Source organism: Luteimonas sp. WGS1318 (assembly GCF_043187535.1).
GTDB lineage: Bacteria > Pseudomonadota > Gammaproteobacteria > Xanthomonadales > Xanthomonadaceae > Luteimonas.
Genome location: NZ_CP171131.1, coordinates 1,166,104 through 1,192,094, shown reverse-complemented (window position 1 = coordinate 1,192,094; position 25,991 = coordinate 1,166,104). Strand labels below are relative to the sequence as shown.

Sequence of the window (25,991 nt, the reverse complement as noted above, 5' to 3'; positions counted from 1 at the left end):
CTGACGAGAGGCGGCACGTCATCGGACGTCCCGCCGGATAGCCGGTGCCGGCCCGAAGGCGGGGCCATGCTGGCCGCTCCGGCACCGACGCCTCCCCGTCGTCGCATGAAACTGTCGCTTCTCGGGTCGCGATCGATCAGCTGCGTCTGCCACACCGGTCGGTGCGGACAAGACAAGAGCATGACGACGCTTCGATACGTGTTCCCGGATAGAATTTGAGCATGCAACTTCCTGACCGCCATCTCGATCTCGGCTGCGGCGACGCGCCGCGTAACCCCTACGGCCGTGCCCAGCTGTGCGGCATCGACATCCGCGCACCTGACGGAGATGTCGCCCACGAACATCGCACCGCGAATCTCGTCGTCGGGCCGATCCCCTACCCCGACGGCAGCTTCGGCTCGGTCTCGGCCTACGATTTCATCGAACACGTGCCGCGGATCTTTCCCGACGGCCAGGGCGGCACGCGCTTTCCCTTCATCGAGCTGATGAACGAGATCTGGCGCGTGCTGGCGCACGACGGCCGGCTGTACGCGTTGACGCCGGCATTCCCGCATACCGATGCGTTCGTCGATCCGACCCACGTCAACACCATCACCGACGAAAGCCATACGTATTTCTGCGGCCCGTCACCCGACGGCCGCATGTACGGCTTCCATGGCCACTTCGAGATCGAGCGTGTGGTCCGCACCGAACGTGGCGCGGCGTACAGCGCCCTGCCCGGCTCGCCGCAGAACCATGGTCCGCGCAAACTCGCCGCACGCGCCCTGCGTCGCTGGCTGCGCTGGCTCCGCGGTCGTGCATACACGCCGCGTGCGCCCTATCTGCTGTGGGAGCTGCGCGCGGTCAAGCGCGGCGGCTGAGCGATTTCAGGCCTGGTCGGCGGTGTCGACGACCGGCCCCGGAATTCGATGCGTGGGGCCGAGCTGGGCGAAGATCGCCGCCGACGCCATGGTCAGTGCGCCGATGCAGACGAAGGTCCAGCGGAACGCGGCGAGCACCGGCGCCGCATCCACAGGCTCGCCGCCGAACGCACCGAGCAGGCCACCGGCCGTCGCCACGCCCAGGCTCATCGCCAGCATCATCACCATCGACAGCAGGCTGTTGCCCGCGCTCGCCTCGGGACCCGAGAGGTCGCGCAGCGCCAGGGTGTTCATCGCGGTGAACTGCAGCGAATTGACCGCGCCGAACACCGCGAACTGGACCACGTGCAGCCACAGCGGCTGGCCGGCGTCGACCAGCGCGAAGCTCGCCATCGTCAACCCAGTCAGCACGGTGTTGACCACCAGCACGTTGCGGTAGCCGAAGCGCTGCACCAGCGGCACCACGATGCGCTTGGAGAACATGCCGGCGAGCGCGACCGGAATCATCATCAGTCCGGCCTGGGTCGGTGGAAAGCCGAGCGCGACCTGCAGCAGCAGCGGAATCATGTACGGCATGCCGCTGCTGCCCAGGCGCGCGAACAGGTTGCCGAGCAGGCCGACGCTGAAGCTGCGGGTGCGGAACACCGTCAACGGAAACAGCGGCGCGACCGCGCGCGCCGCGTGCAGCCAGTACGCGACCAGCGCCGCGAGCCCGGTCACCAGCAGCACGACCAGCGCCGCCTGCCGGGCAGCATGGCCCGACAAGGCTTCGACCGACAGCGATACCGCGATCATGCCGAAGGCCAGCAGGCCGTAGCCCGGCAGATCGAAGCGCGAGACCGGCGCGCGCAGGTCCGGCATCCAGCGCAGCGCGGCGACCGCGCCGACCAGGCCCAGCGGCAGGTTGATCAGGAAGATCCAGTGCCAGGACGCGGCTTCGGTCAACCAGCCGCCGAGCGCCGGTCCGATCAGCGGCCCGATCAGACCGGGGACGGTGACGAAACTCATCGCCGCGAGGAACGCCGTGCGCGGCACCGCCCGCAGCACCGCCAGGCGCCCGACCGGCAGCAGCATCGCGCCGCCGATGCCCTGCAGCACGCGCGCGGCGACCAGCGTGTCGAGATCCGGCGACAGCGCACAGGCCAGCGAGCCGGCGGTGAACAGCACGATCGCCGCGACGAACAGCCGCCGCGTGCCCAGCCGGTCGGCCAGCCAGCCCGAGGCCGGGATCAGCATCGCCACGGTCAACGCATAGGCCACGACCACCGACTGCATCCGCAGCGGCGACTGGCCCAGGTCCGCCGCCATCGACGGCAGCGCCGTGTTGACGATCGTGGTGTCGAGCATCTGCATGAACACCGCGGCCGCAACCAGCCACAACATCGGCCGGAACGGCCGCAGCAGGTCGGCGTCGCGGGCACGCGGGTCCGGTTCGGGATCGCGACCGGCGCGCGGGCGGCTCATGCCCTGCGTGCGTGCCCGATCGCCGCGACCAGCAGCGCGCGCAGCACCGGCGTCAGCGCGGCCGCGCGCGCGGCGTCCCATTCGAACGTGGCTTCGTCCATGTAGCAGCGCTGGCTGATTTCGAGCTGCACCGCCTCGACGCCGGCGGCCGGCCGGCCGTAGTGGCGGGTGATGTGACCACCCTTGAAGCGTCCGTCGACCACCGCGTCGTAGCACGGTTGCGACTCCAGCACACCGGCCAGCGCGGCCTGCAGTGCAGGACTGCAACTCGCGCCGCTGGCGGTGCCGAGATTGAGATCCGGCAGGCGCCCCTCGAACAGGAACGGCAGGGTGCCGCGGATCGAATGCGCCTCCCACAGCACCACACGCCCGTGTGCGGCGCGCAGCCGCGCCAGCTCGTCCGCCAGCGCCGCGTGATAGGGCCGCCAGTAGGTATCGACGCGCGCGGCGATCTCGGCCGCGTCGGGCGCTCCGCCCTCGCGATAGACCGGCCCGCCGTCGAAGCGCACCACCGGGCACAGGCCGGTCGTGTTCTGGCCCGGGTAGAGCGAGACGTCGTCCTCGGACCGGTTGAGGTCGACGACATACCGCGAATGCGTGGGCACCAGCACCGACGCGCCGAGTTCGCGCGCGAAGGCGTAGAGATCGGCCACGTGCCAGTCGGTGTCGGGCACGCGACGCGCCTCGTCGGTCAGTCGCGACGCGATCGCATCGGGCACGCGGGTGCCGTTGTGCGGAATGCTGATCAGCAGCGGCGCGTCGCCGCGATGGAGGTCGAGCAGGTCGGTGCGCATGGCCGCATTGTAGGCCGGCACGCGCGACGGCTCAGCGCAGCAGCACCACTTCCTCGGCGCTGGTCGGGTGGATCGCGATCGTGTCGTGCAGATCGTCGAGGGTGATGCCGCGTTTGAGCGCGACCGCGAAGCCCTGCAGGATCTCGTCGGCCGCATCGCCGAGCAGGTGCAGGCCGACCACGCGGCGTTCGGCCCCCACGCACACGAGCTTGAACAGGCTGCGCTGGTTCGATTCGGCCAGCGCCTCGCGCATCGGGCGGAAATTGGTGCGGTAGATGTGGACGTCGTCGCCATGCCTCGCGCGGGCGTCCGCCTCGGTCAGCCCCACCATCGCCAGCGGCGGATGCGAGAACACCACAGACGGCACGTTGTCGGCGTCGAGTTTCGCGTCGGGTTTGTCGCCGAACAGGCGATCGCACAGGCGCCGCGCCGCGGCGATCGCAACCGGCGTCAGCGCCGGTCCGCAACCGCAGATGTCGCCGACTGCATAGACGCCCGGCGCCGGCGTGGCCTGCCATGCGTCGACCGGAATGTCGCCGTTCGCATCCGGCGTGATGCCGACGGTGTCCAGGCCGATGTCGCCGGTGTTGGGCCGGCGCCCGGTCGCGAACAGCACCTGGTCGTAGACCTCGCTCACGCTGCCGTCCGCGGCCTGGAGCCGCAGGCGACCGTCGTCGCCCCGGCGCAGCGCCTCGAGCGCGTAGCCGAACACCAGGTTGACCCCCTGCTGGCGGTAATTCTCCTGCAGCTGCTCGACGATCTCGGCATCGGCCTGACGCAGCAGACGCTGGTCGCGGACGTGGACATCGACCTGGCTGCCCAGTGCCTGCAGCATGCCCGCCAGCTCGATCGCGATGTAGCCACCGCCGATCAGCGCGACCCGTGACGGCGCGCCGCACCACGCGAAGAAATCATCGGACACCGCGCCCATCTCGGCGCCGGGGACGTCGGGGCGCTGGGGCGACGAGCCGGTGGCCAGCACGATGTGCGGCGCGGCGAGGCAGGTGCCGTCGTCACATTCGACGCGACCGGGCCCCGCCAGGCGCCCGCGCGCAGGCAGCACGACGATGCCGTCGCGGTCGAGCCGTTTGCGATAACTGTCGTGGATGCCATGGATGTAGCGCTGGCGATCGGTGATGAATTTCGGCCAGTCGAATCCGACATGCCCCTCGGCCGGCAGCGCGAACCCCAGCTGCGCAGCCTGGGCGATGCGCGCACCGAGATCGGCCGCGAGCCACATCGCCTTCTTCGGCACGCAGCCGACATTGACGCAGGTGCCACCCAGCGCGCCGGGCTCGACCAGGGCCACGCGCCGGCCGTGTTCGGCCGCGCGGAACGCCGCGGCCAGGCCACCGGAACCGCCGCCGAGCACGACGAGATCGACATGCAGCAGTGCGGTGTCGTCCGTTTGGGCTGCGCTCATGCGAAACGCGCCGGTGCGTAGGGCGACGGATCGAAGGCGGTCTGGCGTCCGCAGATCAGGTCGCGGACAAGGTGGGCTGTGGACACGCTCATGCTGACGCCGAGCATGCCATGCCCCGTCGCGAGCCAGACGTGACGGTGCCCCGGCGCCAGCCCGATCAGCGGCATGTCGTCGACGCTCACCGGCCGCCAGCCGTACCACTCTTCCTCGCGCACCGGACCCGTCGGCACGTGCAGGTATTCGGCGGCGCCGCGCTCCAGCGCATCGAGCCGCACGCGGTTGAGCGAGCGGTCGTAGCCGGAGAACTCCATCGTGCTGCCGATCCGGAAGCCGCTGTCCCAGGCAGTCACGCAGACGCTGCGCTCGTGCAGCACCATCGGCCGCCGCGGTGTCAGCGCGGGCCGCGAATAGGTGATCGAATAGCCCTTGCCCGGCTGCACCGGCACGCGCAGCCGCAGGCCGCGCGCGAGCAGCGGCGACCACGCACCGGTGGCCAGCAGCAGGTCGCGCCCGTCGAAGGCGCCCTGCGTGGTGCGCACGCGGACGCCGTCGCCGGTTTCTTCGGCCGACAGCACCTCGCAGTCCTCGACCAGCACGCCGCCGGCGGCGCGGAACGCGCGCGCCAGGCCCGCGACGTAGCGATCGGGGCGCAGCCGCGCATCGCCGTCGAACCGCACCGCGCCGACGACGCCCTCGCGCAGTGCCGGTTCCTCGCGCAGATAGGCCGCGCCGTCGATCGTCTCCACCGGAATTCCGAGCGCGCGCAACTGCGCGGCCTCGTCGCCGTAGGCGTCGAACTGGGCGCGGTCGCGGTAGACGTGGTCGACGCCCGAGGGCTCGAATTCGCAGTCGATGTCGTGCGTGGCGAGCCAGTCCGGGAACGCGGCACGCGAGGCCTGCAGGATCGTCGCCCGGGCCTGCATCGCACGCAGCCAGTCGCGTCGGTTGCAGCGCCGCGCGAAGCCGAGCATCCACGCCCACAGCGCGGGATCGAACCGCGGACTCACGCGGAACGGCGCATCGGGCGTGAACATCCAGCGCAGCGCCTTGCCGATCGTGCCCGGCGCGGCCAGCGGCGCGGCGTGGCTGGGCGTGATCGTGCCGCAGTTGCCGTGCGAACTGCCGCAGCCGGCGGTGCCCGCTTCGAGCACGCGCACCTGACGCCCGGCCTGCAACAGGGCCAGCCCGCAGGCGAGGCCGATCACGCCGCCACCGACGATCAGCACGTCGTCGCGGGGGCTCATGGCCGGCCCCGGGTCATGCCGGCGTCGTCGCGCGTCGCCACTGCGGCCGCCGACCGTAGGTCGACCAGCGCCACAGCCATTCCATCGGACCGTAGCGGTGCCGGGCCAGCCAGGCATGGCTGATCGCGACCTGCGCCGCGAACACCAGCACGACCAGCCCGGTCTGCGCCGCGCGGCCCAGGTCGCCCCACAACCCGACGCCGTAGCCGTAGAACAACAGCGAGCAGAGCAGCGACTGCGCCAGATAGTGGGTCAGCGCCATGCGGCCCGCCGGTGCGAACACCCCAAGCACGCGCGCGCCCGCGGCGGACGACCCGGCCAGCACCAGAAGCGACACGTAGGCCAGCGAGAGTGGCAGCGCGCCGAGCAGCATCAGGCTGGCCGATGCGATCGCGCGCGGATCGAAGATGCCGCCACCGAAGGACGTGCCGATCGCGACACCGGCTGCAGTGAACAACACGCCGGGCGGCAGCGCGAACGCGAACAGCCGCCACCAGAACCGGCGGTGGGCCGCCGGATCGCGCAACCAGCCGCCCCGCATCAACCAGCTTCCGACCAGAAACACGCCGGCGGCCATCGGCACCATCACCATCTGGCCCTGCAGGCCGATCTGGATGTAGTCGAGCACGCGGCGGCCGGTGACCGCGGCGAAGCTGCCGTCGGGATAGATCGCCGCGGCGCTGGCCGCCGAAGCCGCGAACTGGGCACGCATGTCCGCCAGCATGGCGTCCGGCATCACCATCATCAGCCCGGCGTTGGCGAGATAGAACGCCGCCATGCCGAAGAACATCGCCAGCCCGGACACCAGCTGCCAGGTCGGCGACAGGCCGCGCATCACCATCAGCAGCAGGCCGGCCATCGCATAGGTATGCAGGATGTCGCCCGGCCACAGCAGCACGATGTGCAGCAGGCCGAAGACGAACAGCGCGGCCATGCGCCGCGCGAACACGCGCTCGACACTGCGCCCAGCCGCGGCGATGCGATCGGCCATCACCACGAAGCCCATGCCGAACAGCAGCGAGAACATCGTCCAGAACTTGCCGGCAACCAGCACGTGCACCGCCCAGGCCACCGCGTGGTCCAGCCCGGCGGCATCGGCCGGAATGCCGCTGCCCATGGCCTGCATCGGCCGCGAGAACCACTCGATGTTCATCATGAACACGCCGAGCAACGCGACGCCGCGCAGCATGTCCATCACGGTGAGCCGGTCGCCCGACGCCACCGGCCCCAGCGTTGCGTTCTGCACCTGGATCGTCCTCGCTCCTGCGGTCGTGCCCGGGTTGCGGTGTCGACCGATACGGCGCGCCCCGGCGGCGCGCCGCGTCGTGCAGATCAGTGCTGGTGGCCGCCGTCGCCGTGCACGTGACCGTGGTCGATCTCTTCCTTCGAGGCCTCGCGCACTTCGACGATCTCGATGTCGAACTGCAGGTCCTTGCCGGCCATCGGATGGTTGAGGTCGACGTCGACCACGCTCATGCCGACCTTCTCGATCGTCACCGCGCGCGGGCCGAAACTGGTGTTGAGCACGACCTGCTGGCCCGGGGCGAGCTTCTGCGCGCCGAAGTGCTTCTTGGGCACGCGCTGGTTCATGCCCTCACGGCGCTCGCCGTAGGCATCGGCGGCGGTCACGTCGGCCTTGAAGGTGTCGCCGGCCTCGTGGCCGTCCATCGCCTTCTCCAGGCCCGGGATGATGTTGCCGTGGCCGAACAGGATGGCCAGCGGTTCCCGATCGCGCGAGGTCTCCACCGGCTCCTGGCCGGCTTCGGCGACGCTGTAGTGGAAACGGACGACGCGGTCTTTCTCGATCTTCATTGGAATACCCGGTGATGCGGACAGGGCCGCTTGAGGAAAAAGGCGGGATTGCGGCACGATGCCGGCTGTTCGCCGACGGACGCGCCCCGTGCCCCCGACCCCGCATTATCCGGACTCCGCCACATCCGCGCCAATCGCCGTCCGTGTCCTGGCGCTGACGGCGCTCGTCCTCGCCCTCTCCGCCTGTGGCCGGCCCGACGTGCGGCCCACGCCCCAGTCCACCGCCGCGCCGCCCGGGGCGAGGACCTGGACCGCGGTGTCGCCGGCCGATCCGGCCGCGGCCAATGCCGTGCTGATGCGCGCGATCAGCCTGGTCGGCACGCCGTACCGCTATGGCGGCAACACCCCGGAGGGCGGCTTCGACTGCAGCGGCCTGGTCAACTACGTCTTCCGCGACATGCTCGACCTGCGCCTGCCGCGCACCTCGCGCGAGCTCTACGCCTACCAGGGCCCGAAGATCGACCCGGGCCGCCTGGCGCCCGGTGATCTGGTGTTCTTCGGCAGCGGCGGCGGTGTGTCACACGTCGGCATCTACGTCGGTGAAGGCCGCTTCGTCCACGCCCCGAGCACCGGAGGGACGGTGCGTCTGGACCATCTAGACGGCAATTACTGGCGGCGGAGCTACACCGGCTCTCGACGCGTTCTTCACTGAATTGTGAGCAAAAACGAGCACTTAGTCGCATTCATTAATTTTCATTTAACATCTCGTGCACTTTCGTCCGGTAGCTTCCGCCTCTGGTCCGCGACAAGTGAAACCCACGTGACGATGACAGACGCACAGATCGGCGCCCGCGCCACCCGCACCCGCCGCCTCCGTACTGCCCTCCTCGCCAGCGTTCTGACTCTCGCCGCCGCCCCCGCCTTTGCAGGCCCCGGTCTCGCCGGCGACTCGGCCGACCAGCTCGAAGTGCTCCAGTCCACGTCGGTCGCCAAGGCGATCACCGCCCCGACCGTCCAGCTGCCGCAGCCCGAGATGCTGCTCGCCAGCGACATCAACCAGCTCATCGCACTCGAAGTCGACAAGCCGGTCGCCGCCGACGGCCGGGTCGAGAGCCTGCTCAAGCGCGCCCTCACCCTGATCGGCACGCCCTACCGCTGGGGCGGCTCCAGCCCCGACAGCGGCTTCGACTGCAGCGGCCTCGTCGGATACGTCTTCCGCACCGCCCTCGGCATCGACCTGCCGCGCGTCTCGCGCGACATGGCGCAGAACGGTGAGCGCGTCGAGCGCGCCTCGCTCAACGCCGGCGACCTGGTGTTCTTCGGCCGCCGCGGCAACCGCATCGACCACGTCGGCATCTATCTGGGCGAAGGCCGGTTCGTCCACGCGCCGCGTACCGGCAAGGACGTCATGGTGTCCGAGCTCGACAGCGGCTACTGGGCCACGCGCTTCAAGTCCGCACGGCGCGTCGCCGGCGTCTGAGCGGACGCCACGTCCTCCGCGCAGAAAGGCCGCCCACGGGGCGGCCTTTGCGTATGCGCCGTGTGTGGATGCACAGCTGAAGATCCCGGTGCGCCGACGGCGAGGCCGCACATCCGTCCGCCCGCTCACGCGGCCGGCACCGGCGTCAACGCGCGCGTATCAAGACCTCGCCCGGGCCGTGCGTCGTGTCGCGCGGACCTGTACGGCGCATGCCGTCCTCTGAGAACGCGCCGCCCGGCCGACGGCGCGCGCACCGCCTGCAGGGACATCCAGCGTCACCGTGCCGCGCCGGCGCCCGTCATCCCGCAGACGACTCTGCGGCCCCTGGCCTGCGATCCACAGGTCGCCTCAGCTGTACTGCGCGGTCCGCACCAGCAGGTGCTTGGCCACGAGGCCGTGGACCCGGCCGATGCCGCGCACCAGATGCAGGCTGACGAACAGCATCAGCACGCCGGCCATCAGCACCAGCGGCGTCGCCCACAACGGCACCGATGTCCCCAGGCCCGAACGCTCGGACCAGCTGATGAAGGTCCAGCCGTAGGCCGTCACGCCCGGCGCCGCGAGCCCCACCCAGACCATCAGCGGCGCCGCGATCATGCTCAGCGCGATCGAGAACGCGGTGACGCTGACGGTGAAGTAGACGATGCCCAGCGGCAGCATCATCAGCATGTACAGCAGCGTGCTCCAGGTGCGGACATCGGTGAACATGTCGCCGATGCGCTGCAGCCAGCTGCGGCCGCGCGCGGCATAGAGCGGGCGCCGGGGCATGCGCTCGCCGAGCATCACTTCGACCAGGCGGCCTTCCACCAGCGACAGCACCCGCACCGAGCCGAAGAACAGGATCAGCAACGGAATGCCGATCAGCACGAACACCAGGCCCAGCGAGACCGAGAAGCCGGTGACGACCCAGGTGAAATAGAAGATGCCGGTGGCCAGCGACAGCACCATGTAGAACAGCGAGGAATAGGTGCGCGGATCGGCGGCGACGCCGAAGAAGCGGCCGGCGAGCGAGGTGCGCGGTGCCGGCGCCGGCGGGCGCAGCGCGGTCTGCACCGTGACCTCGGTGTCGCGGTAGATGTCGGCCACCTCGTCGGGCGCGCCGTAGCTCGACGCGACGGCGGCGATCACCTCGGCTTCGCTGCGCCCGGGCTGCTCGGCCAGCTCCGACCGCAGGTACTCCTCGGCGTCGTAGAGCGCATCCTGGACCAGGGCGGGGTCCGCGCCGGCCAGCGCACGGCGCAGGTGCTCGAGATAGGCGGGAATGCTGGTGGGCAGGTGGCTCGTGTTCATTTGCGGGCTGTTCATTGCAAGGCACCCTCCAGTACGGCGTCGACGGAAACCCGGGTGGCGCGCCAGGCGGCGGCCCATTGCTGCAGGGTGGTCCGCCCTGCCTCGGTGATGCGGTAATAGCGACGCGGCGGCCCGGCGGCGGACGGCTCGGTGTGGCTGTCGAGCAGGCCGGCGGCGCTGAGGTTGCGCAGCACCGGATACAACGCGCTCTGCTTGCCACTGAGCACGCCATCGAGCGATTCCATGCGCTTGGCGATCTGGTAGCCGTACATCGGCGTCGCACTGCTCCCCAGCACGGCCAGCAGCGCCAGCGACACCGTGCCTGCGCTCAGTTCCTTCTGGAACTTGCGCAACTGCAGTTCGGCGTCGTCCGGGGTGTCGGCCATGGGCCACCTCCGCTGGGGTGATGTCGATACTAGTGCGGACTTCGCTATAGCGGATGTGCCGCTAGTCATGCGGCGCGCGGGAGTCGGCCACAATCGGGCTCCCGACCTTGCCGGATTCCTCCATGTCGACTGCTCCGCTCCGCGCCGTGCCGCTCGCCCTCGCCCTGTCCATCGCCATGCTCGCCGCTCTGCCCGGCTGCACCGCGGCGCGCGCTGCGGCGTCGGAAGATCCGCCGGTGGAGCGGCGCACGACCCAGGCCCTGCTGGACGCCTCCACCGCCGCCGACTGGCGCACGCCGGACCCGGCGAACACGCTGTACATGGATCTCGCCGGCGGCCGCGTCATCATCGAACTCGCGCCCGGCTTCGCGCCGCAGCACGTCGCCAACATCCGCACGCTGGCGCGCGAGGGCTTCTGGAACGGGCTCACGCTGTACCGGTCGCAGGACAACTTCGTCGTGCAGTTCGGCGACATCACCGAAGAGGGCGCGCCTGGCAAGCCGATCGGCAGCGCGCAGGCGACCCTGCCGGCCGAGTTCGACCGTGCCGCATCGGGCCTCGCATTCCATACCCTGCCCGACCCCGACGGCTGGGCCGCCGAGACCGGCTTCGCGGACGGGTTCCCCGCCGCGCGTGATCCGAAGACCGGCCGCGCGTGGCTCGCGCACTGTTACGGCACGCTGGGCGCAGGCCGCGACATGGCGCCCGACTCAAGCAACGGCACCGAGCTCTACGTCGTCACCGGGCAGTCGCCCCGCCAGCTCGACCGCAACATCACCGTCGTCGGCCGCGTGCTGCAGGGCATGGAGCTGCTCAGCGTGCTGCCGCGCGGGACCGGCCCGCTCGGCTTCTACGAGGACCGGGCGCAACGCGCGCCGATCCGCGCGATCCGGCTGGCCGCCGAAGTGCCGGCCGCCGACCGCACGTCGATCGAGGTGCTGCGCACCGACACGCCGCTGTTCGAAGCGGTGGTCGAATCGCGCCGCAACCGCCGCGACGACTGGTACCTGCAGCCGGCCGGCCACATCGATCTGTGCAACATCACGGTGCCGGTCCGCACGCCGCCCGCAGGCTGAGTGCGGTGCGGATCGAGACCGAGCGCCTGCTGCTGCGCCCGCATGCGATCGAGGACTTCGACGCGCTGCGCGCGATGATCCGCGACCCCGAGGTGATGCGGCACATCACCTCGATCGTGCCCAGCGACGAGGACATCTGGAACCGGCTGCTGCGCTACATCGGCCACTGGGCCGCGTTCGGCTACGGCATATTTGCCGTGATCGAGCGCGAGACCGGCCGCTGTATCGGCGGCGCCGGTTTCGCGGACTTCCGTCGCGGCCTCGGCGACGCGTTTGCCGCCTCGCCCGAAGGCGCGTGGGTGTTCGCCAGGGAAGCGCACGGCCGCGGTATCGCCTCGGAGGCCACGCAGGCGATGCACGCCTGGTTCGACGCCCAGCCGTTCGGCGGGCGCAGCGTCTGCATCATCAACCCGGGCAACGCGCCCTCGCGCAAGCTGGCCGGGACACTCGGCTACGTCGAGACTGGTTCGACGCAGTACCACGGCGAGACCACCCTGACCTTCGAGCGCCTGCGCCCGCGCGACTGATCAGGCGTCGCGGCGGCTGTCGTCGCTGCCCAGCGCCTGGTGCTGGAACAGGCACATGCGGATCGCGCTGCGATAGCGGCCGTCGCTGAAGAACTCGTCGACCAGCACGCCTTCGCGCTGGAAGCCCAGCGATTCGTACACGTGGATCGCGGCGGCGTTGTCCACGTCGACCAGCAGGAACAGCTTGTAGAGATTGAGCACCCGGAACGCGTAGGCGATCGCCAATGACGTCGCCGGCCGCGCATAACCGCGGCCCTGGTGCACGGGCGAGATCATGATCGCGAACTCGGCGCGCCGGTGCAGGTGATCGATCTCCACCAGTTCCACCATGCCCACACGCGTGTGACTGCCGTCCTCGACGATGAAGCGGCGCTCGCTCTGGTCATGAATATGTTTGCGGAACAGTTCCTCGAGCTCGACGAAGGACTCGTAGGGTTCTTCGAACCAGTAGCTCATCACCGTGCGGTTGTTGTTGAGCTCGTGAACGAAGTGCAGATCGCCGCGTTCGAGCGGGCGCAACAAGACCGTCGGCGTCTCGTCCGCGGGGTCAAGCGTGGGCGTGATCGCACTCATGGGGACAAGCCTACGCCCGGGCGATGACAGGCGCGTGGTGTCGTCACGTCGGCTTTCCGGTTCGCTGCCTAGCCTGCACGCCATCTCCCGCCTCAAGGACCTCGACATGCCCATGCTCCGTATCCGCCTCACCGGCAGCGACGACACCGCACGCGCGGTGATCAACCTCCTGTCCAGCGTGGAAGGTATCGAGCACGTCGAGGAGATCGACGACCTGATGCCGCACATGGACGACGCCGATTCCAGTTCCGCCGGCCTGAGCGATGTCGCCGGCCCGAAGATGCACGAGATCGAAGTCGAAGTCGGCAACCCGTCGACCGAGCGCAAGGTGCGCGAGGCGGTCGAGGCGCTGGCCTTCGATCTCGACGCCGTGGTCGAGTTCGAGACCGAAGAGGAAGGCTGAGGCGGTTTCAGCCGCCCATCAGCGCACGCGCGCTGCGCACGAGCATGTACAGCGCGACCGCGAAGATCAGTCCTGCGAATACCCGATTGAGCGCGCCGCGCGAACGCGACAGGCGCGTCGCCAGTGACGCGCCGAACAGCCCGCCCAGCAGGCCGCCGCCGACGAACACCGCGGCCAGCGTCCAGTCGATGAGCCCGGAACGCGCGTAGTTGAGCGCGGTGGTCAAGCCGAAGGCGGTGACCGCAACCAGTGAACTGCCGATCGCCAGCAGCATCGGCATGCGGGTCGCGGCCACCAGCCCGGGCACGATCAGAAAGCCGCCCCCGATACCGAAGAAGCCCGACAGCGCGCCGGCGAGCCCACCGAACCCGGCCAGACGCGGGGCGGTCCTGCGGTCCAGTCGCACGTCCGCATCGCCGCCATCGCCGCGGCCGCGCAGCATCAGGACGCCGACAACCAGCATCAGCAGCGCGAACAGCAACAGCAGCTTCTGTCCGTCGATCGCCTTGCCCAGCGACGACCCGCCATAGGCACCGATCACGCCGGCCGCCGCGAACACCGCCGCGCAGTTCCAGCGCACGTTGCCGCGGCGCGCGTGGTTGACCAGGTTCAGCGCCGCGTTGGCCGCCACTGCGAGCGCGCTGGTGCCGATCGCCACGTGCGGGTTGTCGACGCCGACCACGTAGACCATCAGCGGCACAGCGAGGATCGAACCGCCGCCGCCGACCAGGCCGAGGGTGAAGCCGACCAGCACCCCCGACAGACCGCCGAGGATCAGGTGCAGGAGATCCATCGTCGTCAGTCGTGCGTGGTGTTCGTGCGCGCTGCGGCCGCATCCAGGCTCGGCCGCAAACCGGCGAGGTCGTACCCGGCGCGCTGCGCGTCGGCGAGCACGTCGTCGGCCGGACGCCGCCGCGCCTCGCCCAGCGCCCACAGCATGGCGGCGCGCGTGCCGGTACGGCAGAACGCGAGCACCTGCCCGCTCGCCTGCTCGAGCGCAGCGTCGAACGCATCCACGTCGGCCGCGCCGATCGCGCTGCCGACCACCGGCTGGTGGACGAATGCGAGGCCGTGCCGTCGCGCTTCGGCAGCGAGTGCAGCGGTCTCGGGCTGGTCGTCGGCTTCGCCGTCAGGCCGGTTGCCGATCAGCGTGGTGAACCCGGCTTCGGCGATGGCGGCAATGTCGGCGACGGCGATCTGCGGGGCGACAGACAGGCGCTCATCGAGTCTGGCGTAAGGCATGGCATCCCTCCGGGATCAGGCAGGTCGCGCATGCAGCGCGCGATGCAGGGCCATGCCCGCGAGCATGGCGGCGGCGAATGCGAGGAACGGCCACTGCAGCGTGACGAGCGCGGCGATCGCCGGCCCCGGACACAGGCCGACGAGGCCCCAACCGATGCCGAACAGCGCGGCGCCGCCGAGCAGGCGCGCGTCAATGCGCCGGCTGTCGGGCACATGGAAGGCCGCGGCCGCGAGCGGGCGCTGCCGACGACCGCGCCAGACATAGGCCAGCGCCGAGGGCACAAGGGCCGCCCCCATCACCAGCGCCAACGCCGGATCCCAGTGGCCGGCGACGTCGAGGAACGCGAGCACGCGCGCGGGATTGACCATGTCCGAGACCACGAGGCCCGCGCCGAACAGCACCCCGCACAGCAGCGCGATCGCGCGGGTCATGCGCCACCGCCGATGACGTGACGCACGACGAAGACGGTCAGCGCCGCGGTGGCCATGAAGACGCCGGTGGCGGCCAGCGAGCGCGGCGAACGCCGCGCCAGGCCGCAGACGCCGTGGCCGCTGGTGCAACCGGATCCCAGCCGGGTGCCGTAGCCCACCAGCAGGCCACCGACGATGAGCAACGGCCACGATGCGGTGACCTCGAACGCGGGCATGCGGATCCACGCCATCGCGGCCACCGTGCCGGCGAGGAGTCCGGCGATGAACAACGCCGACGGCCCGCGTGTGCCGCCGGGGCCCAGTCCGGTCGCATTGGCCAGCAGTCCGGACACGCCCATCACCCGGCCGGCGACCATCAGGTAGACCGCGGCCGCCGTGCCGATCATCAGCCCGCCGGCGACCGGCCAGCCCCAGTGCAGCGCGGCGACGCTCACAGCGCATCCACCGGCAGCTTGAGGTAGCGCACGCCGTTGTCCTCGGGTTCGGGCAGATGGCCGCCGCGCATGTTCACCTGGACCGAAGGCAGGATCAGCTTCGGCATCGGCAGCGTCGCATCGCGCGCCTCGCGCATGGCGACGAACGCCGCCTCGGTCACCCCGTCGCGCACATGCACGTTGCCGGCGCGCTGCGCACCGATCGTTGTTTCCCATGCGAACGCATCGCGCCCCGGCGCCTTGTAGTCGTGGCACAGGAACAGGCGGCCCGCGTCGGGTAGCGCGAGCAGGCGGTGGATCGAACGGTACAGCGTGGCCGCATCGCCGCCGGGAAAGTCGCAACGCGCGGTGCCGTAGTCGGGCATGAACAACGTGTCGCCCGGAAACACCGCATCGCCGATCACGTAGGCCATGCAGGCCGGCGTATGGCCCGGCACGTGCAGCGCGACGGCCTCGAGCCCGCCGATGCGGAACCGGTCGCCGTCGGCGAACAGCTGGTCGAACTGGCTGCCGTCGCGCGCGAACCGCATGTCGGCGTTGAAGATCCGGCCGAACGTCTCCTGCACCGTGGTGATGTGCGCCCCGATCGCGATCCGGCCACCGACGCGCCCCTGCAGGCGCGGTGCAGCCGACAGGTGGTCAGCGTGGGCGTGGGTTTCCAGCAGCCATTCGACGGTCAGGCCATGGTCGCCGACGAAGTCGACGAGGCGACGTGCGGAGTGTTCGGCGGTGCGGCCGCTGGGCGCATCGAAGTCGAGCACGCTGTCGATGATCGCGCAGGCGTCGCTGCCGGGATCGCGCACCACGTGACTGACCGTGAACGTGGCTTCGTCGAAGAACGACGTCACCACCGGGCGCGGACGCGCGCCCGCCAAGGTCTGCTCGATCAGCGCGCCGGCCTGCGCCAGTGGCGTGTCGTGGACATCGGACGGCGGAATCCGGGACTGCGGCATGACACGGCTCCTGAGGGCGCTTCAACGTAAGTTACATTATTTATGTAATTGTGCAAGTATCGAGTAATGCCATCGACACCATGCGTGCCCGCCGCTAGCGTGGACGCCCTTCCGGACCGCATCGATTCCATGACCGACGCACTCACCTTTGCCGGCCATCCCCCACTCCGCCTGCACGAGCCGGCGCCCGCCTTTCGTGCCCGCACCACGCGCGGCGACATCGCGCTGGAGGACTACCGCGGCCGCTGGGTCCTTCTGTTTTCGCATCCAGCGGATTTCACCCCCGTCTGCACGAGCGAGTTCATCGCCTTCGCGCGGGCGCAGGACCGCTTCGACGCACTGGACTGCGCCCTGCTCGCCCTCTCGGTCGACGGCCTGTTCTCGCATCTGGCCTGGCTGCGCGACATCCAGCAGCGCTTCGGCGTGACGGTCGGCTTCCCCGTGATCGAGGATCCGTCGATGGCGATCGCCCGCGGCTACGGCATGGTCGACCCCACCGCAGGCGACAGCGCGACGACACGCGCGACGTACGTGATCGATCCGCAAGGCATCGTGCGCGCGATGAACTGGTATCCGATGGAGGTGGGCCGCTCGGTCGATGAACTGCTGCGGCTCGTCACCGCGCTGCAGACTGCCGACCGCGAACGTGCGGCCACTCCGGAAGGCTGGCAGCCGGGCGGTCGCCTCCTCGAACCGGTCGCCGTGGATGCCGATGCCGCACTCGCCGTGCAACCGGCCGATGACGAAGCCTGGTACTTCCGTTGGCGGGCGCCGTGACCCTACCGGCCGCCGACCTGGAGGCGATGAAGGCGCAGGTGCCCGAAGTCGCCGAACTGCTGCGCATGATCGCCACGCCCACGCGGCTGCTGTTGCTGTGCCAGATCGCCCAGGGCGAACCGTCCGTCGCCGATCTCGAGCGCGACCTGGGCCTGCGCCAGCCGGGCCTGTCCCAGCAGCTCGCCGAGCTGCGCCGCTTTGATCTGGTCAAGACCCGGCGCGAATCGCGTTCGATCCACTACTCGATCGCCGATCCGCGCATGCGCACCCTGCTCGGCGCGCTGCACGCGATCTTTTGCGGCGACGGTGCAGGCCTGCCGGCACTCGGCGTCGAGCCGACGGACACGCCGACATCCACACCGATGCCTGCGTCCACCGGCCAGGCCGCGCGCTTCGCACGCGTCGTGCGTTGAACCACCATCAAGGAGGCACCATGCCCCTGCAACACCATCCGCGCGAGGACGCCCTGGTCCATTCGCTATACGACAGCAGGACCGGCAGCTTCCAGTATGTGATCGCCGATCCGGCCAGCCGTCAGGCGGCGATCATCGACCCGGTGCTGGACTTCGATGCACGCGCCGGCCACGTGTCGACGCACAACGCGGACGCCCTGCTGGCCCATGTCGAGCGCGAGGCGCTCACGGTCGCGTGGATCCTCGACACCCACCCGCATGCCGACCATCTGTCGGCTGCGCCGTATCTCAAGGAACGTCTGGGCGCGCCGATGGCGATCGGCGCGCGCGTGACCGGCGTGCAGGCGCTGTGGAAGGACATCTACGGCCTGGACGATCTCGAGACCGACGGCCGCCAGTGGGACCGGCTGTTCGCCGATGGCGACACGTTCTACATCGGCGCACTCGAGGCCCGGGTGCTGTTCTCGCCGGGCCACACGATGGCCTCGATCAGCTACGTGATCGGCAGCAGCGCCTTCGTCCACGACACGCTGATGATGCCCGACAGCGGCACCTCGCGCGCCGACTTCCCCGGCGGCGACGCGCACCAGCTCTACGCCAGTCTGCAGCGCATCCTCGCACTTCCCGACGACACCGCGCTGTTCGTCGGCCACGACTACGGCAAGGACGGCCGCGAACCGGCCTGCATGAGCACGGTGGCCGAACAGCGCGCGCGCAACATCCATCTGGCCGGCGATGTCGACGAGGCAATGTTCGTGCGCACGCGGCAGGCGCGCGACGCGACCCTGCCGCTGCCGGCACTGATGCTGCATGCGCTGCAGGTCAACATCCGCGGCGGCCGCCTGCCGGCGCCGGATGCCAACGGCCGGCGGTATCTGCGGATCCCGCTCGGACAGTTCACGCCGCCTGCGGCGTGAACTGCAGCAACGCCTGCACCAACGCACGGACCCGGACAGGTCTGGCCCACGCCACCTGGCCGTCATTCCCGCAGCGCTCGGCCGCCGAACGGCTGGTCAGGCGGGAACCCGGCGCCTTGATGATTTCAAAGGCTTGAAGTCGCACCGATCCCCGCATGCGCGGGGATGACGGCCGCTCGTCCGATCGTCCTCAGCCCGCCGCCGGCAGACCTTCGATCAGCTCGATCATCCGCTGGCGCTGGTCGGCATCGGGCAGGCGCCCGCGGCCGGCGCCGAGGTTGTCGACGAGATTCGCCACGCGGCTGGTCGCCGGCGTCGCGCAGGTGACTGCCGGATGCGAGACCACGAACTTGAGGAAGAACTGGCCCCAGGTGGTCGCGTCGAAATCCTGCGCCCAGTCCGGCACCGGCCGGTCGGCGACGCGCTGCCACAGCCGCGTGCGGCCGAACGGCGCATAGACCAGCACGCCGATGCCGCGCTCGGCGGCCAGCGGCAGGATGGTCTCTTCGACATCCCGGTTGTCGACCGCGTAGTCGACGCCGATGAAATCCAGCGGCTCGTTGCGCATCGTCTCGATCAGCTTCGGATAGGCCGGCTTGCTGGTGGACGTGACGCCGATGTAGCGCACGCGCTTCTCGGTTTTGAGCGCCTTGAGCAGGCCGAGCTGGGTCGGAATGTCGCCGAGGTTGTGCACCTGGATCAGATCGATCGACGTGCGGCCGAGGCGCTCGAACGAGGCGTCGAGCTGCGCGCGGGCGCGGTCCGGATCGGCCGTGGCGTCGGCCTCGCGGCCGGCAACGTTGACCTTGGTCGCCCAGAACACCTCGTCGGCGATGCCGAGTTCCTGCACCGCGCGACCGGCGACCGGTTCGGATTCGCCGTAGCTCGGCGCGGTATCGAAGACCTTGCCGCCCTCGCTGATCAGGGTGCGCAGCACCTCCGACAGTGACGCGGCGTCGTCGCCGGCCGCGCGCGAGAACGTGGCCGAACTGCCGAGGCCGATGACCGGCAGGCGTTCGCCACTCGACGGGATCGCGCGGGTGATCGCGGCACCTGATGGTGCGGCGAACACGAATTTGGGCGCAGCCAGTGCCAGACCGGCACCGAGCGAGAGTTTCAGGGCATCACGGCGAGTGACCACGGCGTCCTCCTGGAGACGAAGGCGCAGGCGGTGCCTGCGCCGGGAAGCGGCGCCTGAGCGCGCATCGGGTGCCGACGGCCGGGCCGTGGCCACCCGAGTCTGCCCCACCCCCCTGCCCCCGACAACCACGGAGGCCGCGTCACCTGTTCAGCCGCGACGGCGTCGGCGCCACGCGGCACGCAGCACGGCCGCAGCCGCGAGCAGCACCAGACCCAGCGGAAGCAGGAACGCGGCGGCGCGGATCGTCCACGCCGTGCCCATCGCGAGCGTGGCGCCGACCTCGCCGAGCGCGCGGACGATCTCGCCGCGCCCCTGCTCGCCATCGCGCGCGCGCAGGTCGATGGTGAGCAGTTGGGTGTCGATACGGCGGCGGTGCTGCGCGCCCTCGCGTCGCGTCGTCTCGGCCTGGGCCTCGACCGCGGCCAGGCGCTCCGACAACGCGATCATGTCGGCCACCGACAGGTCGCTGCGCGCCTCGAACGCCTGCAGCCGCTGCAGTTCGCGCGCGAGCCGGTCCTGCTCGGTGGCGGTGTCGCGCACCGCGACCGCGAGATCCTCGGTCCGCGTGCTGCGTTCGCCGGCGTCGCCGCCTTCGCCGGCCAGCGCGATCATCGGTTCGATGCCGGCCGGAGCCATGCGCAGCACGGCGCGCGCCTGGGGCCGTTCGCCGGCCGACTGCTGGGCCTCGATCAGCGTGCAGGCGCCGAAGCGCGCGTCACGGCAGGCCGCCTGGATTTCCTGCAGGCGCGGCACGATGGCGGTGCCGTCGAGCTGCACGCCCACCGTGTGTTCGTAGGCCAGAGTCGCACCGTCGCCTTCCCGGGCCTGGGCCGCGCCACCGGCCGTCGCGCCGAGACGGTCGTAGCCCGGATCGCCGCAGCCGGCCACGATGGCGACGACGCCCCCGAGCACGAGGGCCCGGAGGCGGCGCGTCGTCGTATGCGTCGAGGCACATGGGCGCGGCCTGGCCGATACGGGCGCGTCGATGCCGCGTCCGGCCGCCATGCGCTGCAATGCCGAACGCTTCATAAGCTGCGCCGCCGCGGCGATGCGATGCGCGCCTGCGACGAACGCGATGGCCGCGCTGCGGCCTGATGGGCCGGTCCCGGCCTGGGCTGGATTCGTGATGGCCATCGTCGTCTCCCCGGCAAAGCGGGCGAGATTATTCGATACGCGCCGTCGCCGATACCGGCGCGCGGCCCATGCGCGCGCGGCCGAGCGCCCACAGCGCGGCGGTCGCCAGCAGCCAGCCGAGGAACCACGGCCAGCTCGCACCTGAACGCATGCGCTCACTCGCCGAGGCCGTGGCGACATCGCGCACGAGCGCCCGGGTGTGCATGCGCAGCGCCGCGGCGTGCAGGCCCGGCGCCTCATCTGCGGCGCGCACCCGGAACGTCGACGTGCCCGACGCGTCGACGAGGCGGTGCCAGCCGGCCGAAGTGGGCCAGACCCCCGCACAGGCGCGCGCGGCAGGATCGGGCCGCAGCGGAATCGCCGTGCCGTCGGGCGCCAGTACGTGGGCCTCGCCGTCGAGCGCGCACAGCGCGAGACGCGTGCCGACGCGGGCCTCGCCGTCGACCCGCGCGGATGCATCGGCCGTCGCGCGCGCCAGCGTGCCGGCCCAGCCGCTCCACAGCTCGGCATGCAACTCCGCGCGCCCGGCCAGCGGCAGATGCCAGCTGTCGGCCAACGTGACCACGCCGAGACGTCCGCGGCCCACGGCCTGCCAACGCATCATGTCGGGCGCGCCCGACCGCGGGCCGGCGACGCCCCCCGACAGCGGCAGATAGGCCAGTTCCGGCGGCGGCTCGCTGGCGAGCAACGGATCGAACGGCGCATCGTCACTGCCGGGGCCGGCCCAGGCGCGCAGCCGGGCGACGTCGTCCGGTCCGGCCTCGGGGCGCCAGTCGCGCGTACGGCCGGTGTCGATCGCGAGTCCGGCATCGCGCAGCCAGGTGCGCAGCGCGTTCGATGGCGGCTGCGGCGCATGGACCAGCACGCCGAGTCCGGCGTTCACCGCCGTGCGCAGCGCGGCACGCGCCGAGGCGCCGAGGCCGTCGAAAGCGCGTGCGTCGAGAATCACCAGATCCTGTTCGGCCAGCGCGGCGGCATCGAGCGGCGGCGCATCGCCGACACCCGCGCCGCCGCCGAAGGCCGTGCGCCAGCGCAGGGCCAGACCCGCGTCCTCGGCCCAGCGACGCAGGGCGCGCACGTCTGGATTCGGTGCACCGGCGAACAGCAGCACGCGGACCGGGCTCGCGGCGTCGACGATCACCGGCACCTCGACCCGGGCCGCGGTCGCGGCCTCGGCGTTCTGGATCACCACCGCGAACGTGACGGCACCCGCGCCGCGCGCAGTGCCCGACACGCGGACGCGCCCCTGCGCATCGGCCTCCGCCGTGTCGACCACGCGGCCTGCGGGGTCGAGCAGCGCCACCCGCGCCGCGTCCACACCTTCGATGCGCGCGTGCACGTCGAAGCGGGCGCCCGGGGCGACCGCGTGTGGCGCGGCCAGGTCGACGATGCCGGTCGGCAATTCGGCCGCCACGAACGCCAATGCACGCCCAGCAGGTGCATCGCGATCGCGCGCCTCGAGGCCGGCGCCGACGACCACCAGCGCACGCACCTCGGGATGACGGCGCAGCGCGGTGGCGAGGTCCGGCATCCGCAGCGCATCGGCCGGTGCGTCCGCGGCTTCGGGCAAGGCGACCACGGCGCGCGACGGCGGCCCCGGCAGCCCGGCGGCATTCGCGGTCAAGACGACCAGCGTGTCACGCGCCACCGGCACCGGCGGCGGCAGCAGCGTGCGGTACAGCAGGAATGTCGACACGCCGGTCAGCACGACCAGCGCCGCCGTACGCCAGCCGGCGGGCCGCGCGGCCGGCGGCGCGCGCAGATGCCCCAGCACCAGCCGTGCGATCGACAGCACCGCGGCGGCCGCCAGCACCACGCCCAGCCAGCGCTCCGGGGTCATGGCGCGTCCTCGCCCAGTGCGTCGAGATAGCGCGCACCCATCGTGTCGAGCCGCAGTCGGCGCACGGGTGCAGGCAGCGGCCGCTGCAGCGCCTGCCACACCTGTCCGCGCAGTTGCTGGCGGCAGTCGGCGCAGCCGGCATCGCGTTGCAGTGCATCGACCGCGGCCAGCAAGGCGAGCGGATCATCCACCTGCCGCGGATGCGCCTTCGCCCACGCGACGAGCGCCGCGAGGTCCGGCGCTTCGTCCCAGGCCAGCGCACGCCAGGCGAGCGTCGGCGCATCGTCGCCGTCGACGTCCGGGCCGGGCACCGTGCGCGGCGCGATGCCGTCGCGATCGCCACCGAGCCGGCGGCCCATGTCGACCGGCGGCAGCCGGGTGCCGACCCGGGCGAGATAGATCCGGTCGGCCTGCTGCACCTGCTTGATCAGTTCGAGCGCGCGGTTGGCGGGCGCCAACGCGCGTTGCGGTTCGGCCTGGCGCAAGTGCAGCTCGGACTGCCACATCTCACGCAGCGCGCTGCGCAGGATCTCGCGGGTCTTCGGGTCGAGCAGCGTCGCCGCCTCCGGAAGATCGTGGGTGTGGCCGAAGGTCTCGAGCACGTCCTCGGCACGGCCGAAGGTCATCGCATCGCGCGGTGCGCCGCCGTGGTCGTGGTCGTGGTCATGGTCGTCGTCGTGCGCGTGGCCGTCGGCGCCGGCGTGTCCGGGCTCGTCGTGGTCGTGGTCGTGCGCGGCATCGGCCGCCGGTGGCGGGGACGCGGGCGTGTCCTGCTGGCCGGAATCGTCGGTCGGCAGGGGGCGGCGCGGGGGCGGCGCGGGTTCGGGTTCGGCATCCGCGGTCGGCAGCGGGCGGCGCGGCGCGCCTTCGCTCTCCTCGCCGAGGAACTGCCCGTAACGCAGGCGCAGCAGGCGCTGGTCGACGCCGATGGTGTCGGAGCGCGTGGCGAAGTCCGCGGTCTCGAGCGACGGGCGCTGCGCGATCAAGGCTTCGGCATCGATGATGATCTGGCGCTGGCTGCGGAAGTACGCCGGCAGCACGTCGCGGGCCAGGCCTTCGAGCCCGTCGGCATCGGGCGGCACCGGCAGCGGCCAGCGCAGGATCAGGCTGGGGCTGGTCGCGGCCTGCGGCTGCGGCGCGCGGGTGTCGACGACGCGCAGCTGCGCGATCAGATCGCCGCCGTCCTGCAGGCCCAAAGCGCGCGGATCGAGCGTGGTCTCGAAGCGCCGCGTGCGTGCCGCGCCCTGCCCGCGCAGCGTGCGCGTGCTGTCCTCGAACGTGATGTTTTCGCCGGTGCCACGCGTGACCGTGATCCGCAGCTGGGCGTCGGCGGCGACGCCGTAGTCGTCCTCGGCCTCGAACACCAAGCGCCAGCCGCGCTGGCCTGGCGTCATCGTGGTCAGGGTGCCCTCGGGTTCGAGCACGCGCACCTGCGGCGGGCGGTCGGGCAGCGCGTCGATGCGGTAGGGCTGCGCGCGCGCGGCGGCGCCGTCGTCGTCGCCGTCGACCGCGATGCGGTAGAGCATCGAGCGGTCCAGGCGCTGGCGTGCGACCCAGGCGTCGCCGTCGCGGATGAAGGCCAGGCGGCTTCCGTCGAGGCTCTCGAGCTGCACGGTGTCCGGCTGCGGCGCGAAGCGCAGCGTCCACACCAGGTGCGCGCCCTCGGGCGCCTGCGCATCCAGCGTGTCGAGTTGCTGGGCCGGCAGGCCGCTATAGGCCGGCGGCTCGATCCGCAGCTGCTGCGCCTGCAGCACGACCGGGCCGGTTGTCGCGTCGCGGCGGGCGCCTTCCGCTGGTGCAGTCTGGCCGGCCGGTGGCGTCGACGGCCAGGCCAGCGCGAGCACGGCGAGCGCCAGGCCCAGCAGCCAGGCCAGCGCCAGCCGGCGCCAGGGCCATGGCGTCGGCGGCGGCATCGTCGGATCGGCTTCGATCCGCGCCGACAGCCGCGTGCGCTGCAGGGCCTGCAGCGGCGACAGGTCACGCAGATCGGCGAACAACAGCGCGGCGCTGTCGTCCATGTCGGGGCGCTGCGCATCGAGCGCGCGCGCCAGCGCGGTGGTGTCGTGCCGGCGGGCGCGCCAGGCCGCGAGGCCCGCGAGCACGCCGCCCGCCACGACACCGACGACCAGGGCCGGCGTGAGCCCGGCCATCCGCGTGACCACGCAGGCCAGCGCCAGGCCCAGCGGCGCACCGATGGCGACGACGTGCAGCGCGGCCCGTAGCCGGGCCGCACGTACGGCGGCCTGCAGGTGGGTGGGGACGTTCATGCGCGCACGGTCCTGCGCCGCGCCGCCGCGAGCCAGCGCTCGAACAGGAAGATCGTCGCGATCAGCAGCGCCAGCCACGGCTGCAGATCACGCGTCTCGATCGCGCGCGCGGCATGACCGCTCGGCGCACCGCGGTCCGGTGCGTAGGCGGCGGCATCGACGCGCGTCGGCGCGCGGTCCGGCACCAGGGCCGTCCTCAGCCGCTGCGGGAAGTCGGCGTCCAGCGTCATCGGCACCGCCGCCGGGGTCAGCGGGCGGGTGAAGCGCAGCGCGCGGCCGGCGCCACGATGGGTGGATTCGAGCACCGCCGCGCCGTCGGCGTCGCGCCACAGCGGCGTCCATGCGTCCAGCGTGGCGTCGGTCGCGTCCGAAGACAGCAGCACGGTACCGCCGGCGTCGATCCAGTCGCGCAGCGCCTCCGGCAACGGCCCCGGCCGCCACCATGCCAAGGCCACCGTGGTGTCCGGCAGCGCCGGATCGGCGGCGAGATCGAGTGCGGCCGGCGTGTCGTCGTCGTGCCAGGCCAATGCCGTGGCGCGCAGGATGCGCAGCGCCGCCGGGTCGTCGCCAGCGTGACGGATCGCCAGCGTCGGCGCGGCTGAAGGCGGGATCGGCGCATCGTCGGTCGGCACCGATGACGGCACCACCTGCCAGTCGACCGCGCGCCCGAGCACGAGACGCGCCGCATCCACGCCGTCGAGGACGTCCGGCACGATCAGGGTCAGCGGTACGTCGGCCGGCAGATCGGCAGCCAGTTCGCGGATCAGGCTCGACAGCGGCGCGGCTGCCTCCGGCGCCGGGCCCGCTTCGAGCAGCGGAAAGCCGGCCGCGAGCCAGCGCCGTTCGATGCCGGGTGCGGCCCCCGGCACGTGCGCGGCGTCGACGTCGGGCGCGACCGCGACCACCCGCCCCGGCGCACGGGCCTCGCGCAGCACCGGCTGGGCCAGCCACAGGGCGAGCAGGGCCAGCAGCAGCAGACGCAGCAGCAGCAACGGCCAGTCGTCGAAGCGCAGCCGCTGGCGCGGACGCGGCCGCTGGCGCAGCCAGCGCAATGCGGCGAACGGCGTCGGCCGCTGCTCGCTGCGCCGCGCCAGATGCAGCAGCAACGGCAGCACCAGCGCGGCGAGCGCGGCGAGTGCGGCGGGCAGCAGCAGGCCGACCCCCATCAG

Annotated in this window: 27 protein-coding genes and 1 pseudogene; 9 read left to right on the top strand and 19 right to left on the bottom strand. The window is 71.5% G+C overall.

Translation table 11 applies throughout. The features are described 5' to 3' along the window. The first annotated feature begins 221 nt into the window (after positions 1 to 221). Positions 222 to 860: a methyltransferase domain-containing protein gene (locus ACF3M1_RS05390; RefSeq protein WP_394004583.1), complete on the top strand. Its 639-nt coding sequence runs from the start codon at positions 222 to 224 to the stop codon at positions 858 to 860. Positions 861 to 866: 6 nt separating this feature from the next. Here ACF3M1_RS05390 and mdtD read toward each other — a convergent pair whose 3' ends face one another. From mdtD to ACF3M1_RS05360, 6 genes are all read right to left on the bottom strand, one after another. After that, a complete protein-coding gene (mdtD, locus tag ACF3M1_RS05385; RefSeq protein WP_394005188.1) occupies positions 867 to 2,243 on the bottom strand; it encodes a multidrug transporter subunit MdtD in 1,377 nt (458 codons plus the stop codon). A 77-nt stretch (positions 2,244 to 2,320) separates the two neighbouring features. Continuing rightward, positions 2,321 to 3,118 carry an N-formylglutamate deformylase gene (gene hutG, locus ACF3M1_RS05380; RefSeq protein WP_394004582.1) on the bottom strand — a complete coding sequence of 266 codons (798 nt, stop codon included), beginning with the start codon at positions 3,116 to 3,118 and terminating at the stop codon, positions 2,321 to 2,323. Between the two features lie 31 nt (positions 3,119 to 3,149). Continuing rightward, a complete protein-coding gene (gene gorA / locus ACF3M1_RS05375) occupies positions 3,150 to 4,541 on the bottom strand; it encodes a glutathione-disulfide reductase (protein ID WP_394004581.1) in 1,392 nt (463 codons plus the stop codon). Next, positions 4,538 to 5,785: an NAD(P)/FAD-dependent oxidoreductase gene (locus tag ACF3M1_RS05370; protein ID WP_394004580.1), complete on the bottom strand. Its 1,248-nt coding sequence runs from the start codon at positions 5,783 to 5,785 to the stop codon at positions 4,538 to 4,540. The genes gorA and ACF3M1_RS05370 overlap by 4 nt, the downstream gene beginning before the upstream one ends. A gap of 13 nt (positions 5,786 to 5,798) precedes the next feature. After that, a complete protein-coding gene (locus ACF3M1_RS05365) occupies positions 5,799 to 7,031 on the bottom strand; it encodes a DUF418 domain-containing protein (protein WP_394004579.1) in 1,233 nt (410 codons plus the stop codon). Between the two features lie 86 nt (positions 7,032 to 7,117). Then, the gene (locus tag ACF3M1_RS05360; protein WP_394004578.1) at positions 7,118 to 7,597 is read right to left on the bottom strand and encodes a peptidylprolyl isomerase; all 480 of its coding nucleotides are present in this window, start codon (positions 7,595 to 7,597) and stop codon (positions 7,118 to 7,120) included. Positions 7,598 to 7,655: 58 nt separating this feature from the next. Between ACF3M1_RS05360 and ACF3M1_RS05355 the strand changes: the two genes are divergently transcribed. Both ACF3M1_RS05355 and ACF3M1_RS05350 read left to right on the top strand, forming a co-directional pair. Further along, the gene (locus ACF3M1_RS05355; protein WP_394004577.1) at positions 7,656 to 8,249 is read left to right on the top strand and encodes a C40 family peptidase; all 594 of its coding nucleotides are present in this window, start codon (positions 7,656 to 7,658) and stop codon (positions 8,247 to 8,249) included. Between the two features lie 114 nt (positions 8,250 to 8,363). After that, positions 8,364 to 9,017 carry a C40 family peptidase gene (locus ACF3M1_RS05350; protein ID WP_394004576.1) on the top strand — a complete coding sequence of 218 codons (654 nt, stop codon included), beginning with the start codon at positions 8,364 to 8,366 and terminating at the stop codon, positions 9,015 to 9,017. A 348-nt stretch (positions 9,018 to 9,365) separates the two neighbouring features. On the opposite strand, the gene ACF3M1_RS05345 is transcribed toward ACF3M1_RS05350, so the two are convergent. Next, the gene (locus tag ACF3M1_RS05345; RefSeq protein WP_394004575.1) at positions 9,366 to 10,322 is read right to left on the bottom strand and encodes a sensor domain-containing protein; all 957 of its coding nucleotides are present in this window, start codon (positions 10,320 to 10,322) and stop codon (positions 9,366 to 9,368) included. Continuing rightward, positions 10,319 to 10,693, bottom strand: coding sequence for a PadR family transcriptional regulator (locus ACF3M1_RS05340; protein ID WP_394004574.1), 375 nt, complete (start codon positions 10,691 to 10,693; stop codon positions 10,319 to 10,321). Before ACF3M1_RS05340 ends, ACF3M1_RS05345 begins: the two co-directional genes overlap by 4 nt. A 122-nt stretch (positions 10,694 to 10,815) precedes the next feature. Between ACF3M1_RS05340 and ACF3M1_RS05335 the strand changes: the two genes are divergently transcribed. Both ACF3M1_RS05335 and ACF3M1_RS05330 read left to right on the top strand, forming a co-directional pair. Continuing rightward, positions 10,816 to 11,769 (top strand): peptidylprolyl isomerase, encoded by a 954-nt coding sequence (locus ACF3M1_RS05335; protein WP_394004573.1) that lies wholly within the window; start codon positions 10,816 to 10,818, stop codon positions 11,767 to 11,769. A 5-nt stretch (positions 11,770 to 11,774) separates the two neighbouring features. Then, on the top strand, positions 11,775 to 12,296 hold the full coding sequence (locus tag ACF3M1_RS05330) for a GNAT family N-acetyltransferase (protein WP_394004572.1): 522 nt from the start codon (positions 11,775 to 11,777) through the stop codon (positions 12,294 to 12,296). Here the strand turns inward: ACF3M1_RS05330 and speG are convergent, their stop codons facing one another. Next, positions 12,297 to 12,869, bottom strand: coding sequence for a spermidine N1-acetyltransferase (gene speG, locus ACF3M1_RS05325; protein WP_394004571.1), 573 nt, complete (start codon positions 12,867 to 12,869; stop codon positions 12,297 to 12,299). Positions 12,870 to 12,975: 106 nt separating this feature from the next. On the opposite strand from speG, the gene ACF3M1_RS05320 reads away from it, so the two are divergent. Then, a complete protein-coding gene (locus ACF3M1_RS05320) occupies positions 12,976 to 13,272 on the top strand; it encodes a hypothetical protein (RefSeq protein ID WP_394004570.1) in 297 nt (98 codons plus the stop codon). Between the two features lie 7 nt (positions 13,273 to 13,279). Here the strand turns inward: ACF3M1_RS05320 and ACF3M1_RS05315 are convergent, their stop codons facing one another. The 5 genes from ACF3M1_RS05315 to ACF3M1_RS05295 are packed head-to-tail and all read right to left on the bottom strand — an operon-like array spanning position 13,280 to position 16,333. Next, entirely contained in the window at positions 13,280 to 14,065 is a 786-nt protein-coding gene (locus tag ACF3M1_RS05315; RefSeq protein WP_394004569.1) for a sulfite exporter TauE/SafE family protein, read from the bottom strand. Positions 14,066 to 14,070: 5 nt separating this feature from the next. Next, positions 14,071 to 14,514: a TIGR01244 family sulfur transferase gene (locus ACF3M1_RS05310; RefSeq protein ID WP_394004568.1), complete on the bottom strand. Its 444-nt coding sequence runs from the start codon at positions 14,512 to 14,514 to the stop codon at positions 14,071 to 14,073. Positions 14,515 to 14,529: 15 nt separating this feature from the next. Then, entirely contained in the window at positions 14,530 to 14,946 is a 417-nt protein-coding gene (locus tag ACF3M1_RS05305; protein ID WP_394004567.1) for a DUF6691 family protein, read from the bottom strand. After that, positions 14,943 to 15,380, bottom strand: a complete 438-nt coding sequence (locus ACF3M1_RS05300; RefSeq protein ID WP_394004566.1) for a YeeE/YedE family protein — start codon at positions 15,378 to 15,380, stop codon at positions 14,943 to 14,945. Before ACF3M1_RS05300 ends, ACF3M1_RS05305 begins: the two co-directional genes overlap by 4 nt. Next, positions 15,377 to 16,333: an MBL fold metallo-hydrolase gene (locus tag ACF3M1_RS05295; RefSeq protein WP_394004565.1), complete on the bottom strand. Its 957-nt coding sequence runs from the start codon at positions 16,331 to 16,333 to the stop codon at positions 15,377 to 15,379. The genes ACF3M1_RS05300 and ACF3M1_RS05295 overlap by 4 nt, the downstream gene beginning before the upstream one ends. Positions 16,334 to 16,462: 129 nt before the next feature. Between ACF3M1_RS05295 and ACF3M1_RS05290 the strand changes: the two genes are divergently transcribed. The 3 genes and pseudogenes from ACF3M1_RS05290 to ACF3M1_RS05280 all read left to right on the top strand — a co-directional run bounded on the left by ACF3M1_RS05290 (position 16,463) and on the right by ACF3M1_RS05280 (position 18,440). Next, positions 16,463 to 17,110 carry a peroxiredoxin gene (locus ACF3M1_RS05290; protein ID WP_394004564.1) on the top strand — a complete coding sequence of 216 codons (648 nt, stop codon included), beginning with the start codon at positions 16,463 to 16,465 and terminating at the stop codon, positions 17,108 to 17,110. Positions 17,111 to 17,136: 26 nt separating this feature from the next. Next, positions 17,137 to 17,415, top strand: a pseudogene (locus ACF3M1_RS05285) (metalloregulator ArsR/SmtB family transcription factor); the annotation flags it as partial. A gap of 128 nt (positions 17,416 to 17,543) precedes the next feature. Further along, entirely contained in the window at positions 17,544 to 18,440 is an 897-nt protein-coding gene (locus ACF3M1_RS05280) for an MBL fold metallo-hydrolase (protein ID WP_394004563.1), read from the top strand. 190 nt (positions 18,441 to 18,630) lie between these two features. On the opposite strand, the gene ACF3M1_RS05275 is transcribed toward ACF3M1_RS05280, so the two are convergent. The 5 genes from ACF3M1_RS05275 to ACF3M1_RS05255 all read right to left on the bottom strand — a co-directional run bounded on the left by ACF3M1_RS05275 (position 18,631) and on the right by ACF3M1_RS05255 (position 25,988). Then, the gene (locus ACF3M1_RS05275; protein WP_394004562.1) at positions 18,631 to 19,581 is read right to left on the bottom strand and encodes an aldo/keto reductase; all 951 of its coding nucleotides are present in this window, start codon (positions 19,579 to 19,581) and stop codon (positions 18,631 to 18,633) included. Positions 19,582 to 19,728: 147 nt separating this feature from the next. Then, positions 19,729 to 20,715, bottom strand: a complete 987-nt coding sequence (locus ACF3M1_RS05270) for a DUF4349 domain-containing protein (protein WP_394004561.1) — start codon at positions 20,713 to 20,715, stop codon at positions 19,729 to 19,731. A 28-nt stretch (positions 20,716 to 20,743) separates the two neighbouring features. Further along, the gene (locus ACF3M1_RS05265; protein WP_394004560.1) at positions 20,744 to 22,555 is read right to left on the bottom strand and encodes a carboxypeptidase regulatory-like domain-containing protein; all 1,812 of its coding nucleotides are present in this window, start codon (positions 22,553 to 22,555) and stop codon (positions 20,744 to 20,746) included. Beyond that, complete coding sequence (locus ACF3M1_RS05260; RefSeq protein WP_394004559.1) at positions 22,552 to 24,822, bottom strand: hypothetical protein; 2,271 nt, start codon at positions 24,820 to 24,822, stop codon at positions 22,552 to 22,554. The genes ACF3M1_RS05265 and ACF3M1_RS05260 overlap by 4 nt, the downstream gene beginning before the upstream one ends. Continuing rightward, on the bottom strand, positions 24,819 to 25,988 hold the full coding sequence (locus tag ACF3M1_RS05255; RefSeq protein ID WP_394004558.1) for a BatA domain-containing protein: 1,170 nt from the start codon (positions 25,986 to 25,988) through the stop codon (positions 24,819 to 24,821). The genes ACF3M1_RS05260 and ACF3M1_RS05255 overlap by 4 nt, the downstream gene beginning before the upstream one ends. Positions 25,989 to 25,991 lie beyond the last annotated feature (3 nt).

Bases quoted from the DNA above. Each gene is read 5' to 3' on its own strand.
- ACF3M1_RS05370 (WP_394004580.1), bottom strand. From the start codon at position 5,785: ATGAGCCCCCGCGACGACGTGCTGATCGTCGGTGGCGGCGTGATCGGC.
- ACF3M1_RS05305 (WP_394004567.1), bottom strand. From the start codon at position 14,946: ATGACCCGCGCGATCGCGCTGCTGTGCGGGGTGCTGTTCGGCGCGGGC.
- ACF3M1_RS05265 (WP_394004560.1), bottom strand. From the start codon at position 22,555: ATGACCCCGGAGCGCTGGCTGGGCGTGGTGCTGGCGGCCGCCGCGGTG.
- ACF3M1_RS05255 (WP_394004558.1), bottom strand. From the start codon at position 25,988: ATGGGGGTCGGCCTGCTGCTGCCCGCCGCACTCGCCGCGCTCGCCGCG.
- ACF3M1_RS05295 (WP_394004565.1), bottom strand. From the start codon at position 16,333: ATGCCGCAGTCCCGGATTCCGCCGTCCGATGTCCACGACACGCCACTG.
- ACF3M1_RS05310 (WP_394004568.1), bottom strand. From the start codon at position 14,514: ATGCCTTACGCCAGACTCGATGAGCGCCTGTCTGTCGCCCCGCAGATC.
- mdtD (WP_394005188.1), bottom strand. From the start codon at position 2,243: ATGTTGTGGCTGGTTGCGGCCGCGGTGTTCATGCAGATGCTCGACACC.
- ACF3M1_RS05280 (WP_394004563.1), top strand. From the start codon at position 17,544: ATGCCCCTGCAACACCATCCGCGCGAGGACGCCCTGGTCCATTCGCTA.
- ACF3M1_RS05350 (WP_394004576.1), top strand. From the start codon at position 8,364: ATGACAGACGCACAGATCGGCGCCCGCGCCACCCGCACCCGCCGCCTC.
- ACF3M1_RS05270 (WP_394004561.1), bottom strand. From the start codon at position 20,715: ATGGCCATCACGAATCCAGCCCAGGCCGGGACCGGCCCATCAGGCCGC.
- ACF3M1_RS05345 (WP_394004575.1), bottom strand. From the start codon at position 10,322: ATGAACAGCCCGCAAATGAACACGAGCCACCTGCCCACCAGCATTCCC.
- ACF3M1_RS05390 (WP_394004583.1), top strand. From the start codon at position 222: ATGCAACTTCCTGACCGCCATCTCGATCTCGGCTGCGGCGACGCGCCG.
- speG (WP_394004571.1), bottom strand. From the start codon at position 12,869: ATGAGTGCGATCACGCCCACGCTTGACCCCGCGGACGAGACGCCGACG.
- ACF3M1_RS05290 (WP_394004564.1), top strand. From the start codon at position 16,463: ATGACCGACGCACTCACCTTTGCCGGCCATCCCCCACTCCGCCTGCAC.
- hutG (WP_394004582.1), bottom strand. From the start codon at position 3,118: ATGCGCACCGACCTGCTCGACCTCCATCGCGGCGACGCGCCGCTGCTG.
- ACF3M1_RS05320 (WP_394004570.1), top strand. From the start codon at position 12,976: ATGCCCATGCTCCGTATCCGCCTCACCGGCAGCGACGACACCGCACGC.
- ACF3M1_RS05355 (WP_394004577.1), top strand. From the start codon at position 7,656: ATGCCGGCTGTTCGCCGACGGACGCGCCCCGTGCCCCCGACCCCGCAT.
- ACF3M1_RS05340 (WP_394004574.1), bottom strand. From the start codon at position 10,693: ATGGCCGACACCCCGGACGACGCCGAACTGCAGTTGCGCAAGTTCCAG.
- gorA (WP_394004581.1), bottom strand. From the start codon at position 4,541: ATGAGCGCAGCCCAAACGGACGACACCGCACTGCTGCATGTCGATCTC.
- ACF3M1_RS05315 (WP_394004569.1), bottom strand. From the start codon at position 14,065: ATGGATCTCCTGCACCTGATCCTCGGCGGTCTGTCGGGGGTGCTGGTC.
- ACF3M1_RS05335 (WP_394004573.1), top strand. From the start codon at position 10,816: ATGTCGACTGCTCCGCTCCGCGCCGTGCCGCTCGCCCTCGCCCTGTCC.
- ACF3M1_RS05260 (WP_394004559.1), bottom strand. From the start codon at position 24,822: ATGAACGTCCCCACCCACCTGCAGGCCGCCGTACGTGCGGCCCGGCTA.
- ACF3M1_RS05360 (WP_394004578.1), bottom strand. From the start codon at position 7,597: ATGAAGATCGAGAAAGACCGCGTCGTCCGTTTCCACTACAGCGTCGCC.